Source organism: Maribacter aquivivus, assembly GCF_900142175.1.
Lineage (GTDB): Bacteria > Bacteroidota > Bacteroidia > Flavobacteriales > Flavobacteriaceae > Maribacter > Maribacter aquivivus.
This window is the reverse complement of sequence record NZ_FQZX01000001.1, coordinates 2,341,662-2,358,893: the sequence shown is the minus strand read 5'-3', so window position 1 is coordinate 2,358,893 and position 17,232 is coordinate 2,341,662. Positions and strand designations below refer to the sequence as shown.

Annotated in this window: 10 protein-coding genes; 5 read left to right on the top strand and 5 right to left on the bottom strand. The window is 34.3% G+C overall.

Annotated features, from left to right (window positions below; translation table 11 throughout):
* Window positions 1-180: 180 nt before the first annotated feature.
* From BUC31_RS09985 to BUC31_RS09975, 3 genes are read left to right on the top strand one after another with little or no spacing between them, the layout of a single operon-like run.
* Window positions 181-3,270 carry a hypothetical protein gene (locus tag BUC31_RS09985; protein ID WP_073243547.1) on the top strand — a complete coding sequence of 1,030 codons (3,090 nt, stop codon included), beginning with the start codon at window positions 181-183 and terminating at the stop codon, window positions 3,268-3,270.
* A 1-nt stretch (window position 3,271) separates the two neighbouring features.
* Window positions 3,272-4,519, top strand: coding sequence for a hypothetical protein (locus BUC31_RS09980; RefSeq protein WP_073243545.1), 1,248 nt, complete (start codon window positions 3,272-3,274; stop codon window positions 4,517-4,519).
* Window positions 4,500-6,038: a glycoside hydrolase family 2 TIM barrel-domain containing protein gene (locus BUC31_RS09975; protein WP_073243543.1), complete on the top strand. Its 1,539-nt coding sequence runs from the start codon at window positions 4,500-4,502 to the stop codon at window positions 6,036-6,038. Before BUC31_RS09980 ends, BUC31_RS09975 begins: the two co-directional genes overlap by 20 nt.
* A 106-nt stretch (window positions 6,039-6,144) precedes the next feature.
* Here BUC31_RS09975 and BUC31_RS09970 read toward each other — a convergent pair whose 3' ends face one another.
* The 5 genes from BUC31_RS09970 to BUC31_RS09950 all read right to left on the bottom strand — a co-directional run bounded on the left by BUC31_RS09970 (window position 6,145) and on the right by BUC31_RS09950 (window position 12,892).
* Window positions 6,145-7,374 carry a glycosyltransferase gene (locus tag BUC31_RS09970; RefSeq protein WP_073243540.1) on the bottom strand — a complete coding sequence of 410 codons (1,230 nt, stop codon included), beginning with the start codon at window positions 7,372-7,374 and terminating at the stop codon, window positions 6,145-6,147.
* 49 nt (window positions 7,375-7,423) lie between these two features.
* Window positions 7,424-8,695 (bottom strand): MATE family efflux transporter, encoded by a 1,272-nt coding sequence (locus BUC31_RS09965; protein WP_073243538.1) that lies wholly within the window; start codon window positions 8,693-8,695, stop codon window positions 7,424-7,426.
* 39 nt (window positions 8,696-8,734) lie between these two features.
* Window positions 8,735-9,874 (bottom strand): response regulator, encoded by a 1,140-nt coding sequence (locus BUC31_RS09960; protein ID WP_073243536.1) that lies wholly within the window; start codon window positions 9,872-9,874, stop codon window positions 8,735-8,737.
* A gap of 281 nt (window positions 9,875-10,155) precedes the next feature.
* A complete protein-coding gene (locus BUC31_RS09955; protein ID WP_073243534.1) occupies window positions 10,156-11,385 on the bottom strand; it encodes a glycosyltransferase in 1,230 nt (409 codons plus the stop codon).
* 259 nt (window positions 11,386-11,644) lie between these two features.
* Window positions 11,645-12,892 carry an oligosaccharide flippase family protein gene (locus tag BUC31_RS09950; protein ID WP_073243869.1) on the bottom strand — a complete coding sequence of 416 codons (1,248 nt, stop codon included), beginning with the start codon at window positions 12,890-12,892 and terminating at the stop codon, window positions 11,645-11,647.
* 225 nt (window positions 12,893-13,117) lie between these two features.
* Between BUC31_RS09950 and BUC31_RS09945 the strand changes: the two genes are divergently transcribed.
* Complete coding sequence (locus BUC31_RS09945) at window positions 13,118-15,178, top strand: tetratricopeptide repeat protein (protein WP_073243532.1); 2,061 nt, start codon at window positions 13,118-13,120, stop codon at window positions 15,176-15,178.
* Between the two features lie 265 nt (window positions 15,179-15,443).
* The gene (locus BUC31_RS09940; RefSeq protein ID WP_073243530.1) at window positions 15,444-17,231 is read left to right on the top strand and encodes a sensor histidine kinase; all 1,788 of its coding nucleotides are present in this window, start codon (window positions 15,444-15,446) and stop codon (window positions 17,229-17,231) included.
* Window position 17,232: the final 1 nt, after the last annotated feature.

Below are 17,232 nucleotides of genomic sequence, written 5' to 3'. Positions count from 1 at the left end.
ATAACATTAGATAACGATCTAATTTTAAAATTTTAGTCCTTGCCATTATTACGAATTGATAATAACAGAACACCATATTGTAGGTATTCTATTATTAAAATTTCAACTAATCCCCTTTTATTGTATTGATCATCTTATATATTTAATACCTTTATATAGAATTTGATTCTAATATAACCTTTGGAAAAAAAAACCAATACCCTCTTAATATTAGCTTTAATCGTAGGGCTTGCTTTTCACGGTTCTGCTATTTTCTTTACGTTAGAATCTACCTACGATGCATTAATTCATTTATTTTTCGCCGATCACTATGCCAATAGCTGGTTTGATCCGTGGGAATATCGCTGGTATACAGGTTTTACGGTACAGTCGTACCCACCATTAGTACATCAACTCATTGGTATTCTCTCTTACATAGGCGGCTTAAAATTTGGTATGTACACGGTTGCTTTAATTGCAATCGTTCTATTTATTACTGGGGCATATAGGTTTACACTTTTAATGACGGGCAGCCGGCGAATAGCGGGTTATGGGGCAGTAATGGCTGTTTTCTCTTCTACATTTGTAGAAACCCTTCATATCTTCGGACAATTACCCAGTATCTCGGCATTATCGATACTACTGCATTCCATGACCGAAATATACCTGTATATTAAAACAGATAAAACACGGTACTTTATAACATCAGCGACTATGCTTGCTGTAACGGTTACCTCACATCATGTAACTCCGCTTTTTGGTATGGTATTCTTCATCGCTCCTTTAATGGGTATGGCGGTTATGGATGCCGCTAGGGAAAAAGTAGAATCTTACAAAGCGCTTACATTTAAAGTATTTTGGGGCACCACTTTACAGCACTTTTGGCGCATAGCCAAGTTTGGTGGTACCGCAATATTTTTACTCATATTCTGTATTTTTCCGTATTGGTATAATTCTAAAAGAAACCCTATTACCCAGGTAGCCATACCTCATGGGTCAAGAGATAATTTCTTGGAAATTACTTCCTCAGGGCTTGTTTTCTTTATAATTCCGTGGGGAGTATTTCTATTTATTCTACCCTATTTTTTTTACAGATATTTTAGTAAAAGGTATGTATTCTTCGGATTGTCTTTTGCACTATTAACAATCTTAGGAACCGGTGGCACTACTCCTATTCCGCGTATGATGTTGGGTGAAATGGCTTTCAATATTCTTACGTTAGATAGGTTTACGTTATGGGCAACCATTATGGCACTCCCCATATTCGCAGAGTTTGCCTACCGGATGGTTGAAGGAGATTTAAAAGCATTGATACAAGAAAGATTCGGCGGAGTTTACCATAGGGTCTTAGGCGGATTAATTGCAGGCGGAATGTTATTTATGGTACTATTTACCATGACCTTGGGCTATTTTAGACCCTCGCAGCCTGCAAAAATAAAGATGCTTCCCATTGTCAACTTTCTAGGGGCAGATTCGCATGATTCATGGCGATATTTACCGCTTGGTTTTGGTGATCAAATGGCTTGGCTTTCTGCACAAACCGGCGCAATGACCGTAGATGGAAATTACCACTCTGCACGGCGATTACCTGAATTAACTACCAGAGCGATAGAACGAATAGAAAACTCCAAATTTAGAGGTGTTGAAGGTATTGGATCTTTACAACAATTCTTGACCGTACCCGAAAAATATAATTTAAAGTACATTTTCTCGAACGATAAATTCTATGACCCCATCCTCTACTATTGTGGCTGGCAAAGGTTGCAACAATTAGAAAACGGCATTATGGTTTGGGAGAAGCTGAATGTGGCACCTATACCGCAAATCATGCCCAAACAAGATGTACCCACCATAATGAAAATTATGTGGGGTATCATTCCGCTATCGACCGTACTTATTGCAATTTTCGTAAATATTCAGATGATTTGGGTGCGACTACTAAAGTCTAAAAAAGTACCGGTGCATTCTTTTATGAAATTAGAACTGCCTTACAATAAATTCCCGTCAAAGCTATTAACCTTCTCACATTGGTGGGCATTGTTAATATTGATTTGTATGGGATATGGCATGTACATATTTTACGTAAAAAATGTCACGCAATTATCACCCAATAATGTGGTAGAATCTTATTATGACGCCTTAGATTTTAAAGAATTCTCTAGAGCACATTCATACATAGATCCAGAGCAGCATATTGATATAGCCCAGTATATGCTAGAAGTTTCCGTGACTGACGGTATTTTAAGTTCATACGCAAAACTAGATTCGTTGGGAATAGAAATTTACGATGAAACTGAAAATAGTGCAAAAGCGAAAGTTTCAACTAGGTGGATCACCCCATTAGAAAATGTATTCAACAACGACCATCATGAACTGGTAAAACGAAAAAACAAGTGGTACGTAAAATCATCAAAAGTTGATAATGACATTCCGCCAGATCAACTTTTTACTGCAAACAGCACCACATATTATAACCACGGTAGACGAAAAATTACGACCCAAGAAACCTATCATGAAGATGTATTAAAACAGCCCGTTCTAGAAATTTTATCAGCTAAACTGGTAAAATACAAAGGGCAATATAGCATTATTGGCGAGTTACAAAATGTTGACAATACTCCTGCAGATATCGTTATTAAAGCAACCTTGTATAATGACTATAATAAGGAGTTGGCAAATTACAACGCCAAGCATCAAATTAAGCATAAGTTGATGCCGAAAGAAACGACAACGTTCAAAATTAACTTTGAAGGTATTGCGTGGTCTTCTACCAAAGACACCCTACCACCAACTTTTAATCCAGACGAGTTTACTCCAGTTAGTTTTGAAGAACAACCCACAAAATTCAATTTGCAATCTGCAGGTAACACGGCCAATACTGATTTGTATAAGCATGTTGCTTTACAAGATTTGGTCTACACAGAGCAAGGTTTCAATGGAGTACTATTTAATTCGGGCGTGCAAGAAGTGACAATTCCGCAGCTTATAATCTCGTATTATGACGCTGAGGGCAAGTTACTTTGGGTAGATCATAAATTTGTAACCGAAGGGGTGCGCATACAGCGTAAACAGTTCTTTAATTACAAACCTTTAGATTTGGATAGTTTAGCAGTTGTAAGCAGTAGTTTAGAAAATTGCTTTGTAAACGGTTCGCCCAATAAAGCCATAGCCGATAAATTATTCCCCAATAGAAAATTGGAACATGGAATGCAGCAGGCACAGCCTTTCAAAGGAAAAGGATATGAGTACATAAAGTTTGAGATTAACAGTTATATCGGTAATCCTAAATAGTATGCGTATTAAAATTTTAATGATTTTAAGTCTTGTACTGCTTGGTTGCTCTAGTAAAGAGAAAGAACAACCAAAGGAAACGAACACCCCAAATACTACTTTAATTACAACAACAAATACAAGTGTTGCAGGCGAGGCTATTACCTTGGCTTTTAGTACAGATATACCTACTGCAAATTATAAACTACAAGTAAAAAACGCATACGGTAATGTGTTATTGAATCCTGATCATTCAACTGCTGAAAACATCACTTTTAACATCCCTACAAACTTTACTAGAATTGCTGGACCATTTCGGTGGAAGTTGTTATTACATGGCGAAACTTTACGTAACGGCACCCATGAAATTGCAACGAACGCATCTAAAGCCACCTATGTAGAATCGTATTTTGGACCGCGTAGTATAACTGCTGGTAGAAATGATTTCTCTATGCTGACCATATCACCTACAGATGCTTATGACAACCCCTTAGATGATGGTACTGAGGTAACGATTAAATATCAATTTCAAGAGAATATTGACGAGTTAAAAATAATGACGGAAAGCTTTATTGCTTGGTACAATGTGGCATCTACTTTAAAATCCGGGAGAATATTGGTAACATCAGAATGTAACGGTACTTCTTCAAAAGAACTGGCTACAATTGTTTATCCTGCTAATGCGGTCAACTTTAACATTAGTGGTTCTAGTGCACACAACTTTGCTGATGGCAACCAAATTGTAACGTTTACATCAGATATTATAAAAGATGAATTTGGCAATATGGTCACCAACGGTACCTTGGTAACCTTTGTCATTAAAAATGAAAACGACGCTTACTTATACACCATAGGTACCACTATAAACGGTATTGCAGAGGCGAAAACACTGCACCCAGATAAACCTGCTTCATGGGAAATACAGGCTTTTGTAACTGGTGCCGCAGAAAGTAATACCACAGAATTTGAGTTTAAAGCTGCCATAAAAGACTATCCTGTTCATTTCTCTAAAGGAAACAGAAATATAGATATTGGTCCGTTCGAGAGCTTTATGAAACAGCTTATTCCTGACGGACTCCTATTGCAACTAGAAATTTATGATACAGAAGGAACATTTATAGAATCTAAAATTACAACCACTAAAAGCGGAGTTTGTAATATTTTCTTGGGCGAGTATTTTTTACCGGATGGCGATTATATATTTAAAATAACGGCTGCAGGCATCACAAAAGAGTTTACAAAAAGTATACATGGCGATACAGTTAAATAAAACATTATACAGAACCGTATTGATAGTCACCTTTTTGGCTATTAACGGACTTATTCTCTACGGAATAGGCGCTGCATGGGCATTTATGAACACCGGTGCAGATAAAACTTCTATGCTCCATTTAGAAGTACCTATGGATGATGTGTATAAGCCAAATCTAGAATGGTCTAATATAGATAACCCAGGGCGCCCAATGGAAGAGCAAGCATTGGGCGAAATCACCAACGATTACATGAACGCATGGCACGTTCGAAATATCGCATTTAAGAAAAATGACCGTTACGGTATTGAAGATTTCTACACCGATAGTGCAAGAGCTAGACTTTATGATAATATTGACCTCAACAAAAAGAATAATCACTGGTACAAGCGTACAACCTTAAGCCATAAATCTGCTTTAGATTTTTATACTGCAGATGGTACAATGGTCGTCTTCAAAGATTATAATGTTGAAGAATACCAAGAAACGTACGAAGGTGAAACACTTATACTTAAAGAAAAAGATACCACCAGCTACCAAATTATGATGCTTTTAGAGGACGGATTTTGGCGTATTAGACATTTAAAAGAAATACCTACACCTGCAGATACTACTGAAGTAATTGAGCGAAACATAGCACCCAAACTTGAAAAAATAAAGAACCAGAAAGGCATTAACTACTACCCTAAAGATTCCCCTTGGGATACTTTTGGTAAAAGATTTAATGATACTATAATTGATCAAGATTTTCAGATTATTCAAGATATGGGTTTAAATACGATTCGTGTATTTCTACAATATGAAGATTTTGGAAAAAACAGGGTCGATGAAAAAAAACTTGCACTTTTAAAGATACTTTTGGATAAAGCACAAGACCACAAATTAGATGTTTTGATAACTTTATTTGATTTCTATGGGGATTACGATATTTCTAACTGGACACTCACTCACAGACATGCAGAAGCCATAGTAAATTCCGTTAAAGACCACCCTGCCCTATTAGGTTGGGATATAAAAAATGAACCCGACCTAGATTTTGATTCTCGTGGAGAGAACACTGTAATTCAATGGTTGAATCAAATGATTTTAGAAATCAGAAAATGGGATAAAAAGAACCCTATAACTATTGGCTGGTCTAACCCTGAAGCGGCATTGAACTTATCTAAAGAAGTAGATTTTATTTCTTTTCACTATTATAAAAAACCGCAATATTTTATAGAATCTTATAAAATTCTAAGGTATTTAACTCCAAATAAACCTATTGTTTTACAGGAATATGGTGATTCTTCTTATGATGGTATGTGGAGCGGATTCTTAGGTTCAGATGAAAAACAAGCTGCTTATTATAAAGAAATGCAAGGCTATTTAGAAAAAGAGAACATTCCCTTTTTATTTTGGACGCTGTATGATTTTGAAAAAGTACCTAGTTCTGTTGCGGGTAGCCTACCTTGGAAAACCAAAAAGCAACATTTCTTTGGTTGTTTAGATTCTTTAGGAAATAAAAAACCATCCTATTTTGAACTGGCGATAAAAAACTAAGCAACCATTTTTCTGCGCAATCCAATTCAATAATAGGTGTCGAAAAATAAGGCATAAAAAAAGGCTGGTTACCACACCAGCCTATAAATACTAACCATATCGATTCTTAATGAACCAATTTCTTCTCCATAGTTGATATATCAATATTGAAACCACTTTCTTTGGATTTCTGGATTGCCTTAAAGTAATCTATATACATTTGTGTAATTGCAGACATTGGTAAAGAGCATGCCGCTTTATAATTTTGTTTCGCCAATTGAATTCTATAAGCATCATTGGTAATAATTTTCTCAATGGCATTTGCCAAAGATGAAGTATCGTGTGCATCGAAAAATTCGCCTACATATCCTTCCTCCTTAACCAAAACACTTAAGTCACCTAAATCTGGTAAGGCAACAGCGTTACCATAACTACCAGCTTGGTGCAATACGCCAGAGCTACCTGTTGTTGATGTATATGGGAATACAGTTACCGCACTATCACCGAATATTTTAGCCACATCTTCTTCTGCTACATAACCTGTATACCTAATTTGAGGCACGTGGCTATATTTCTGCTTCATTTCTTCCAAATAACCAGGGGTATTAGGGCTATCTGTACCTGCAATAACGATTTCTATATCTTCATTGGTTCGAGCTCTAATTTCTTCTACGGCTTCAATAAGTATTTCTACTTTTTTGTACGTACCAAATTTACCGAAAGCCATTACCTGTTTTGGACCAGCCGGAAGCTTAAAGTCTGGCTCTGGCGGAGTTTCAAAAGCGCCATGCGGAATTAATGCTACATTCTTAACCTTATATTTATCTTCAAGCGTTGTCACATATTTACTAATAGTAACGGCAAGAATATCTGACGCCAGTACAAATTTGGTCAACGTTGTACCTATGAAATTATAGATACTTTGTAACAGCTTGTTTTTAGTAAAACCTGCATTTTCTAGATCAACCTGTTCTAGAATATTATGTAAAAGTGATATTGTTGGTATACCCTTAGACTTGCAAATAAATGGAAGCATTAGCCCTAGTGCCGCCGGTATTTTCTTATCTCCGAATTTTAAAAACTGAAGATTGAATAATACGGCATCTGGCTTTGTTTGCGAAATTGTCTTGCTAATACTAAAGATATTACTGTAGCTATTAAAGCTCCAACATTCCTTTACCGTAATCTTACAACCGTTTTCTTCAAAGTTTAAATCTTTAGGTTCATCGGTTCGATCGGTGATCAAAATTAATTCGGTCACTTCTTCTTGAAGTCTAAAGTGTTTTACCAAGTAATAACCGTACTCTGTTAAAGTTACTTTACTGGGCGGATAGGCGGTTACGATTGCTAATTTCATTTGAACTAAATTTTAGTATTCAGGGTTATTTTGTTTTGGAAAAGCAGTGCTAGACCAAATTATTTTGTTTTTTTAAGGCTGATGAATCTTTCTTATTCTTGATGATGAAAAATAGTAACTGTGCCACCAATAGTATGACCATGGCAATGATTTGCATGTGAACTACGGTTTCAAGATTATCGTGATAAAGCATGATGAGTGCTACTTGAGAAAAACCTAAAAGACCTGAAAGTATTACAGGTGAATATTGATTTAATGACAGAAAGTAATATGCAAAAATATTAGAGACTGCGAATAGTGATGTCGCCAAAGCATATTTCCAAAGTAAATGTGCAATAGACAAATACGCGTCCCCGAACATTAACGTAATGATCAAATTTGGAAACAGAAAGCATACAAAAACTATAAAGGTAGATAAGCCACCAATAAAGAATACATACTTAAAAAGTACCGGAGCCGTTGGCTCGCCATCTTTTTGTTTTTGAATAACCGTTGGCATTAATAGCATTACAAACATCCAAGCAACAAAGTACACTACCCTACCGATCAATGCCAATGATGAATACAAGCCAGCCTGTTTATCATCAAAATAATGCTTGACCAATAGAATGTCACTATTGTTTATTATTATCTGCGTAAGCTCATAACCAGCCGTAAGACCAATAAAAAGCCAGACTTGTTTTAAATCTACCGCAGCTAATTTATCTTTAGAAAAAACTTGAACACCTTTAAAATCTGACGGAAAAAGTCCGAATACAAAAGAAAGTGCAATACCCACTGCTATTAACATTCCGGGTTCTAAGGGTAGCAATAATAGCAAGGCAAAAGTAATCAATAACCTACTCCACATTTCTGTTTGGTAAGTACCTGCCAATTTACCAAAGTCATGCTTACCTTGAAACCTACCCCTGTTTACACTCATAACAAAGTATAAGGGTATGGCCACAGCAAATATCATGAACATGTAATGGTTTTGCGTATTAAAGAGTGCTTGTAAATTTTTAGAAAAAATGAGTACAAGAATACCGGTAAATACACCGAATACCAATGCATATCTATACATAGTATTCTTAAAAATAATCCACGTATAATCTGTAAATAACACAGCAAATTTTGTGGTTGCCAATTGAAAAGTCATACCAACAAAAGACAACACTAAAAGTAATGTCACTAAAAGCGCGGCATCGGCAAAAGCCTCAGGACCAAGTAATCTACCTAAAAGTAAATTATATAAATAGTTACCACCATTTACCAGCAAAGCACTGCCCATAAACAAATGTTTAGGGGAAATCCGCTTTAAGGCCAATTTAATTGCTGTCATGATTTTGATAGGGTTTTTCGGGGGTTTGGTAATACTTATTTATCTATATACAAAAGCGATTTTTGCCAACTGACCAACGATTTTGACAGAATCTTTCATTGATAATTTAGAACCATCGGCATGTATCCATCTTTTTAATGGTTGCTCACAAATAAGTTTTTTCGCTTCGGTTTTACCAAAGTATTTTCTCATTCGAATAAACATTTCAACATCAAACAACCACTTGGTAATAAAAGGTTTACTAAAAAGTAAAGGAACTACTGAACGATCCATCACTTTTGCTCCACATTGGGTATCATTAAATGGCATTCTTAAAATGGTTCTAATGATTAGGTTAATAGTCATACTAATAACCTTACGTGCAGATTCTTTAGTAATATCTGCACCCATTCTACTCATTCTAGAACCACTAACAATCTTAAAATCAGATTGATCTAAGGTTTCTACTAAATCGTCAAAATCCCTAAAATCGGTAGACAGATCGGCATCTAAAAATCCGATATAATCTAACTGAAGGTCTTTTGCCAAGTGTAGCATACCCAAGCGTACCGCTTCGGCCTTACCACCATTTTTCTCGCAATCGTATATACTGATATTGCTTTCGTTGCCTTTCTTTAATTCTTCTAAAACTTCTAGTGTTTTATCTGTACTACCGTCGTTTACAAAACAAAGATGGTACCCAAGGTTACTATGCGCAAAGTCTCTGAACTCTTTTCCTAAAAGACGTTCTTCTTCATTATAACAAGGTATAACAACCCCTACACAGTTTTTTTGGAGCATTCTAGTGCTAGTAGACTCTTGTGCATTCAGTTCAATAACTGGCGCGCCGATCAACCTTTTAATACGAGCCGCCATTTCAGACAAACTCACAGGTTTTTTCATATAATCGTCAATACCTAAAGTAAAGCCATCTGTAATAATGGTTTCATCGGTGTTACCAGACATAACCAATACCCGCGTAGTATTACGTTTGCCTTCTTTAATATGTTTAACAACATCTAAACCAGACATATCTGGCATATTTATATCTACAAGAACTAAATCTGGTTCAAATGAATCATATACTTCTATTCCTTTTTTACCAGAATCAGCTGTTTTTACATCATAACCTAATTCGGTAAGTCTTTTCTCAACAGATAATAAAATAAGTTGTTGATCATCAATGGTTAGTATTTTCATGGTTTACGTAAGTAAGATTTAACTTACATATAACGCATAATTTTGTAAAAATTGCAATATTAAAGTTGAAAACTACAATTTCAATTTTAAAATGAATACGGTAAAACCTTTGGTTACCCCTAATTAACAGAGCAGTCGTTGAAATGCACCATTGTAAGAATTTCAAAAAATTCTTACTTAAAAGTGTGCATTATGATGAAAATACAAAAACTGAAAAACAAAAATAAAAAGGGAGTAGCTAACCATACTACCCCCTTTTTCACAAAACCTAACCAAAAATTTTATGCCATTAATTCTTTTTCTACCATTGGTACATCTAAAGTGAATCCTTTTGTTTTGGCAACTTGTAGAACTTTAAAGTATTCTATATACATTTTCGTAATATCTTCCATTGGAAAAGAACACGCTGCTCTATAATTTGCTTTTGCTAAATATGTTCTATAAGAATCATGCAACAAAATACTTTCAATGGCGTCTGCTAATGAGGCTGTACTTTCCGGATCAAAGAACTCGCCTTTATAGCCTTCTTCCTTTACTAGAATACTAAGGTCACCTAAATCTGGCAACGCAACCGCTTTACCATAACTGCCAGCTTGGTTCAACACACCAGAACTGCCCGTTGTAGATGTATATGGAAAAACAACTAACGCGCTATCACCAAATAACACCGGAACATCTTCTTCTGCAACATAACCTGTAAAAACTAATTGGTTTACATGTGCATATTTCTTTTTCATACTTTCTAAGTAACCAGGTGTATTTGGGCTATCTGTACCTGCAATTACAATTTCTATATCTTCATTGGTACGTTGTCTAATTAACTCGATCGCTTCAATCATTATTTCGACCTTTTTATACGTGCCGAACTTACCAAAAGCCATCACTTTTTTTGGTCCTGCAGGTAAACTATAATCTGGGGTTGGCGGAGTTTCAAATGAGCCATGTGGAATTAATGCCACATTTCTAGATTGAAATTTGTTTTCTAATATCGTTTGATATTTACTAATAGTCACTGCAACAACATCTGAAGCCAAAACACATCTAGTTAAAACATTACCGATACCATTATAAACTTTCTGCAGCACTTTATTTGAGGTAATACCAGCGTTATCTAAATCTACCTGCTCCAATATATTATGTAGTAAAGAAATAGTAGGTATACCTTTTAGCTTGCACATTAAGGGTAGCATTAAACCAAGTGCAGCAGGTATTTTTTTATCTCCGAATTTTAAAAACTGCAGATTAAAAAGTACAGCATCGGGCTTTGTTTGTGAAATAGCTCGGTTAATCTTAAAGATATTTTTGTAGTCATTAAAATTCCAACACTCCTTAACTATAATCTTGCATCCGTCTTCTTTAAAATTTAAATCCTTATCACCTTCCGTCTTATCGGTAATCAATATTATTTCTGTTACTTCTTTTTGAAGTCTAAAATGTTTTACCAAGTGATAACCGTATTCGGTCAATGTTACTTTACTTGGTGGGTAGGCTGTTACAATTGCAAGTCTCATAGGTTAAGGTTTACTATACTATTGGGTTATTTCTTTTACAAATATCTAACTATGACAAAGGCTTTTTAGGTGATTTTAGGTGGATGAAGCGTTACTATAGACGAATGGAAGAAATTACTAGTTAAGCCTTATTTAATTAGTACACATCTTTAAATCAATACTTAACAAACAGAAAATTTCATACAGTTTACAGTATGATAAATAAAATAGCCCGAAGATGGGGGATTTCCTCGGGTTAGACTCACCTAATATAAAAGTATTAAGAGGTCTTGTTCAGTATATTATTGTGCGCAAAATAAAGCAACTGTGCTACCAGCAAAGTAACCATGGCTATAATTTGAACTTGTACCACCATATATAAGGTACTATGAAAGAATACGATCATAACAATTTGTGATATACCCAACACACCAGAAAGTATTACAGGTATATATTTATCTAGTGATAAAAAGTAGTAGGCAAATATATTTGAGATAGCGAATAAAGAGGTAGCCAAGGCATATTGCCATAATAAAGGTGCCATTGAAATATAAGCTTCGCCAAACATTAATTGAATTATTAATTTAGGAAAAACAGCACAACAGAAAATTATAACAATAGCCAATACCCCAACATAACTTACGTACTTTATTAATATAGGAGCTGTTGCCTCTCCATCTTTTTGTTTTTGTACAACGGTAGGTAGTAATAGCATTACGAACATCCAAGCAACAAAATAAACGACACGCCCTATCATGGCCAAAGAAGAATAGAGTCCGGCATTTAGAGTATCGAAATAATGTTTTACTAAAAGAATATCACTGTTATTTATGATAATCTGGGTAAGTTCATAACAGGCTGTCAATACTATAAAACTGATTACTTTTCTTTTATTTTCTTTGGATAAGGTAACTGTTTGAATAATGCTCTTAATATTAAAATCTGTAGGAATTAATCCGAATACAAAAGACAATCCAATACCCAATGCTACTAAAAAAGCAGGCTCAAAAGGTACCAACCATAGCAACCCAAGTGTTATCAATAACCTACTCCACATTTCTGTTTGGTAGGTTAGCGATAGTTTCTGATAATCTTGTTTGCCTTGGTACCTTCCTCTATTAACCGACATAAAAAAATATAAAGGCACCGATACTGCAAAGGTTTTAAATAACAGAGAAGATTCTGTATGAAATAGTTCTTGTAAGCTACCGGCAAAAGTAAATAGTAAAATACCTATTAATGTACCAAAACCTAAAGCATACTTATATAACAATTGTTTTAAAGCAACCCAATCATCATTGTTGAACAATATGGCAAATTTGGCTGTTGCCAATTGAAAGGTCATTCCTAAAAAAGATAGCACAAGTAGTAATGTAATAAGTAAAGCAGCCTCACTATATGCTGCCGGACCAAGTAATCTACCCAGTATAAGGTTATAGAGATAATTACCTCCGTTTACTAAAAGTACGCTCCCCATAAATAATTTTTCTGGAGAAATTTTGTGTAGTACTACTCTAATTGCTGTCATAATCATGTTTTTTTTAAGTCTCAACATTGACTTGGTTCTACATCAAATATCATGAAGGCTACCCTTATATTTTAAAGGCTTTAGGTCGATGACCAATTACTGTAGACGAATGGCAATTATCGTACTTCCGTAACGGTGAAGTCAATTTTATCTTTACAATATTGAAAAAGACAAATAAATCGCAATAATTACCGTTAGGTATTTGTAGTATTAATCTCACTTTGAATGATTCGTAAAGTAGTATTCCTTATTCTTTTAACCTCATCCTTATTAAAAGCACAATCTGATATGACCAAAGGCTTTGGTCTTTTAGAGAAAGGTGATTTTCAAGAGGCAGAACTTTTTTTTGGTGATTACCTTAAAACAGACCCAAATAATAAAACGGCATTGCTCTGTTATGGGCGTGCGGTTGGTTTAAGTGGCGAACCACAAAAATCAACTGGTTTGTTCGCAGACCTTTTAAAAGATTACCCTGGTGATTTTGAAATCTTAATTAATTACAACGAATCTTATTTGTGGGCGAAAGAATATGAACAAGCAAGACCCTTATATGCAGATTTGGTAGAAAAATTCCCAACCAAATTTGGTGCAGTATTAGGGTATGCCAATACCTTAAGTAATTTAAAAGAATATGAATTAGCATTAAGTTGGGTTGAAAAGGCAATTGCGTTAGATCCAGAAAATGCAAGTGCAAAAGTCTCTCGAAAATTTATGCGTTTAGGCTATGCAAATCAGTTTGTAAACAATCAGCAATATGGAAAAGGAGAGCAAACTTTAAAAAAGATTTTTGAAGATTTCCCTGAAGATAAAGATGTACTTATAAACTTGGCAAACTTATATCTTATTATCAAACAAGCAGATAAGGCAAAAGATATTTATGTTAGATATGCAACTACCCCTAAAGATTCTATTACCGCATTAAATGGTATTGCATTGGCAGAGCATATCGATGAAAATGATAAAGAGGCACTTATTATCTCTAAAGGAGCAACCGTAAAAGTTGATAAAATTGATGATGTAAAACTTACCGAAAGTACTTACGATCGTTATGTACAAGCATTAATATGGAACAGAAAGTTTATTTCTGCTAGAAATAAGATTGATAGTCTAGAGGTACACTACCCTAATAAAAATTGGATTCTAGCATTAAAAGCTACATTAGGTCTATATACTGGTGATGCTAAATCTAGTGTTGAAAGTTATGATAGAATTTTGGTTAATGACAGTGCTTCATTTGATGGTAATTTAGGTAAGGCAAATGCATTATTCGCATCTGACAAGATTATACCAGCATACAGTATGGCCAACCAGACATTAAAATTCTATAAGAATCAAAAAGATGCCAAAGGCTTTATTGAAAAGCTAAATTTAATGCATACCCCTACAATTGAGGAACATGCAGCCTATACTTTTGACAATGGTAATAATGTTGCCTTTTTCACCAATACTACCGTTGATGTACCTTTTAGCACAAAATTTAGAACTACGGTTTCTTACTTTTTTAGAACGACAGAAAATAGTGTTACAGATAATAAAGCAACCTCTCATGTTCTATTGGCCGGCTTACAATACAAGTTATTTCCTAAAACTGTTTTAAAAACAGTGCTTGGTTTAAACAACTCTAGATTTTTAGATGATGCATATACACAACCTGTTTTAGATATTAAATTAGATATGCAACCTTTTAAATTGCAAAACTTAACACTTGGATACCAACGAGAAGTACAGAGTTTTAATGCTGAATTAATAGAACGTGAAATTGTACAAAACCATTATGGTCTTAATTATAACCTTGGTACTAATGTAAATTTTGGTTGGTATACGCAACTAATGCACACCCAACAGAGTGATGACAACGTTAGAAATTTATTATTTACTTCTTTATACTATAATGTGCTGCGTAAACCTGCATTAAAAATGGGGGTTAACTTTCAGTATATTACATTTAAAGACCAAGTACCTACCATATACTTTAGTCCAGAAGTTTACAAAGCAGTCGAATTATTTGCAGATATACGAGGTAACATCTCAGAAAAAACAACGTATATGGCTAGTGCGGCCACAGGTATTCAACAAGTAGAGGATGATGCTAAAACGGCTATTTTTAGGGCTGAAGCTTCTGTACAACGTCAATTCTCAAAACGATTTAGCTTAAATGTGTATGGCAAGTATAGTAATATCGCCTCTGCCACAGCAGCCGGATTTGAGTTTACAGAAATTGGATTAAAAGCAAAATGGTTGTTTCTAAGTAAACCATTATTCCACAAAAAGTTAAACTTAGATTAATTTAAATATCACTGCATAATTTACATTTTAAATAGTATCATTTAGATATTGAAATGACTATTTCAATGCATAAAACCACACAGTTGATACTTATAAATATATCCTACATAATGTTTGAGAGTTCTTATAAAAAATAGGCACAAATAGTTGATTTTCTCTATAAAAAATTAATTGTTTGTAAGAATTTTACTTACTTTAGTGTGAGTCTAAGACGCATTTATTATTCGAGAGCAAAAATTGAAAATGAAACTCTAATCGAGCTTATATGTGGAAAAGAGTTTTTAAAATGTTAATTAGCCTATATATTCCTTTATTGGCTTTAACCGTGTTTCTATACTATACACAGAAGCAAAAACAAATAGCGCAATTGTCAGAATTTCAGGCACGAGCAACATCCATCAAAATAATTAATTTTAAAAAACAATTACATTCTTTTCTGAATAATACCCACTATTGGTCAACTTTAGAATATCCAAAAGATTTTGATCCCATGGGGCGGCATGAAGCTATAATGCTACCGTATTTAGAAATGATAAAGAAAATTACAGATTACGACCAATTTCGTATAATCAATCTACATGGTAAAGAAATCTTTAGAGCTGTTCGACAAGGTACAGATTCTATAGTGGTAGGGAACTTACAAAATAAGCGAGAACGAGATTATGTAAAAGCTGGTCTTGCTTTAAAACGCAATGAATTGTATTTATCTCAAATTGGTTTGAATCGAGAAAATGGGGTTATAGAAAAACCTTACAAACCCGTAATTAGAAGTATTGCTCCAATTTTCGATATCGAAAATAATCAAATTGGTTTAGTAGTTATCAATTTTAAAATGAAGCGAATTCTTGATCAATTGAAGTCGCGAATCGTACAAAACAATATATATCTATTAGATAAAAATTCAAATATCATAACTGCAAGTACATCTTCTATAGACATACCTTATGAAATCGACAATAAAGGAAAAATTTTATCTGAGATTCGCTCTGCCAAATTCAAGACTTTAACTAAAGATAGTAGCTATGTCGATGGCGATCACATTTGGTCTCAACAAGCATTAGTATTAAGTGGACCGCTAAAGCCTTATGGTAGTAGTTCTAAAGACTCGTTAACTGTAATAACACCTACCAATTGGGTTTTTGCGCAAGAAACACCACCAAGTGTTATCGAAGATTACCTTTCACCTGTATATGAAAGTCTGATGATATTTAATATTATCACAATTCTAGTTCTTTTTGGGTTATCATATATCTACCAAAAAAATAGAGAACAAAAAGAATTATTCTATAAAGAACTAGAAAGCAAAAATATATTATTGACTAGAAGTAAAGACCAATTAGAAGAGAACAATGTAATGGTCAATGAGATGAACAATAGCTTAGAAATTCGAAATAAGCAATTAAGCGATTTCAGCTATTTAATTTCTCATAACCTACGCTCACCAGTTACAAGCATGTCTGTAATTGTTGAGATGATACAAAAAGAAAAAAATCCTGAAATATTACATCAGTTACTACCTAAGCTAGATAAAGTAGCCAAAAGCATAACAAACCTGACAGAAGACATAAATGACTATGTATCTATACTTGATACTAAAGAAATAAAAATAGTTGATATAGATTTACAAGAATTGATACTTGAGGTTAAAAATGAATTTACAGAAACACTTTTAGATAATTCTGGTTTTGAAGTTCAACTTAATTTAGCGGCTTGGAACCATATCTCATATTCAAAATTTTATATGCAAAGCATCGTTCATAATTTTATTTCTAATGCTATTAAATATAAAAGAGAAAATGTCTCTTCGTACATACAATTTGAGTCCGCAATAGAAAATAAGCACAAAGTCTTATATGTAAGGGATAATGGTATTGGGTTGAATATGGAACGTCATGGTGACAACGTATTTAAACTCTACAAAAGATTTCATAGAAATATTTCTGGCAAAGGTATGGGACTATTTCTGGTAAAATCTCAACTAGACGCGCTCAACGCAACCATAACAATTAATAGCAAAGAAGGAGTAGGAACCACGTTTAAACTAATATTTTAAA

Bases quoted from the DNA above. Each gene is read 5' to 3' on its own strand.
- BUC31_RS09970 (WP_073243540.1), bottom strand. From the start codon at position 7,374: ATGAAATTAGCAATCGTAACCGCCTATCCGCCCAGTAAAGTAACTTTA.
- BUC31_RS09945 (WP_073243532.1), top strand. From the start codon at position 13,118: ATGATTCGTAAAGTAGTATTCCTTATTCTTTTAACCTCATCCTTATTA.
- BUC31_RS09960 (WP_073243536.1), bottom strand. From the start codon at position 9,874: ATGAAAATACTAACCATTGATGATCAACAACTTATTTTATTATCTGTT.
- BUC31_RS09955 (WP_073243534.1), bottom strand. From the start codon at position 11,385: ATGAGACTTGCAATTGTAACAGCCTACCCACCAAGTAAAGTAACATTG.
- BUC31_RS09950 (WP_073243869.1), bottom strand. From the start codon at position 12,892: ATGACAGCAATTAGAGTAGTACTACACAAAATTTCTCCAGAAAAATTA.
- BUC31_RS09975 (WP_073243543.1), top strand. From the start codon at position 4,500: ATGGCGATACAGTTAAATAAAACATTATACAGAACCGTATTGATAGTC.
- BUC31_RS09980 (WP_073243545.1), top strand. From the start codon at position 3,272: ATGCGTATTAAAATTTTAATGATTTTAAGTCTTGTACTGCTTGGTTGC.
- BUC31_RS09965 (WP_073243538.1), bottom strand. From the start codon at position 8,695: ATGACAGCAATTAAATTGGCCTTAAAGCGGATTTCCCCTAAACATTTG.
- BUC31_RS09940 (WP_073243530.1), top strand. From the start codon at position 15,444: ATGTGGAAAAGAGTTTTTAAAATGTTAATTAGCCTATATATTCCTTTA.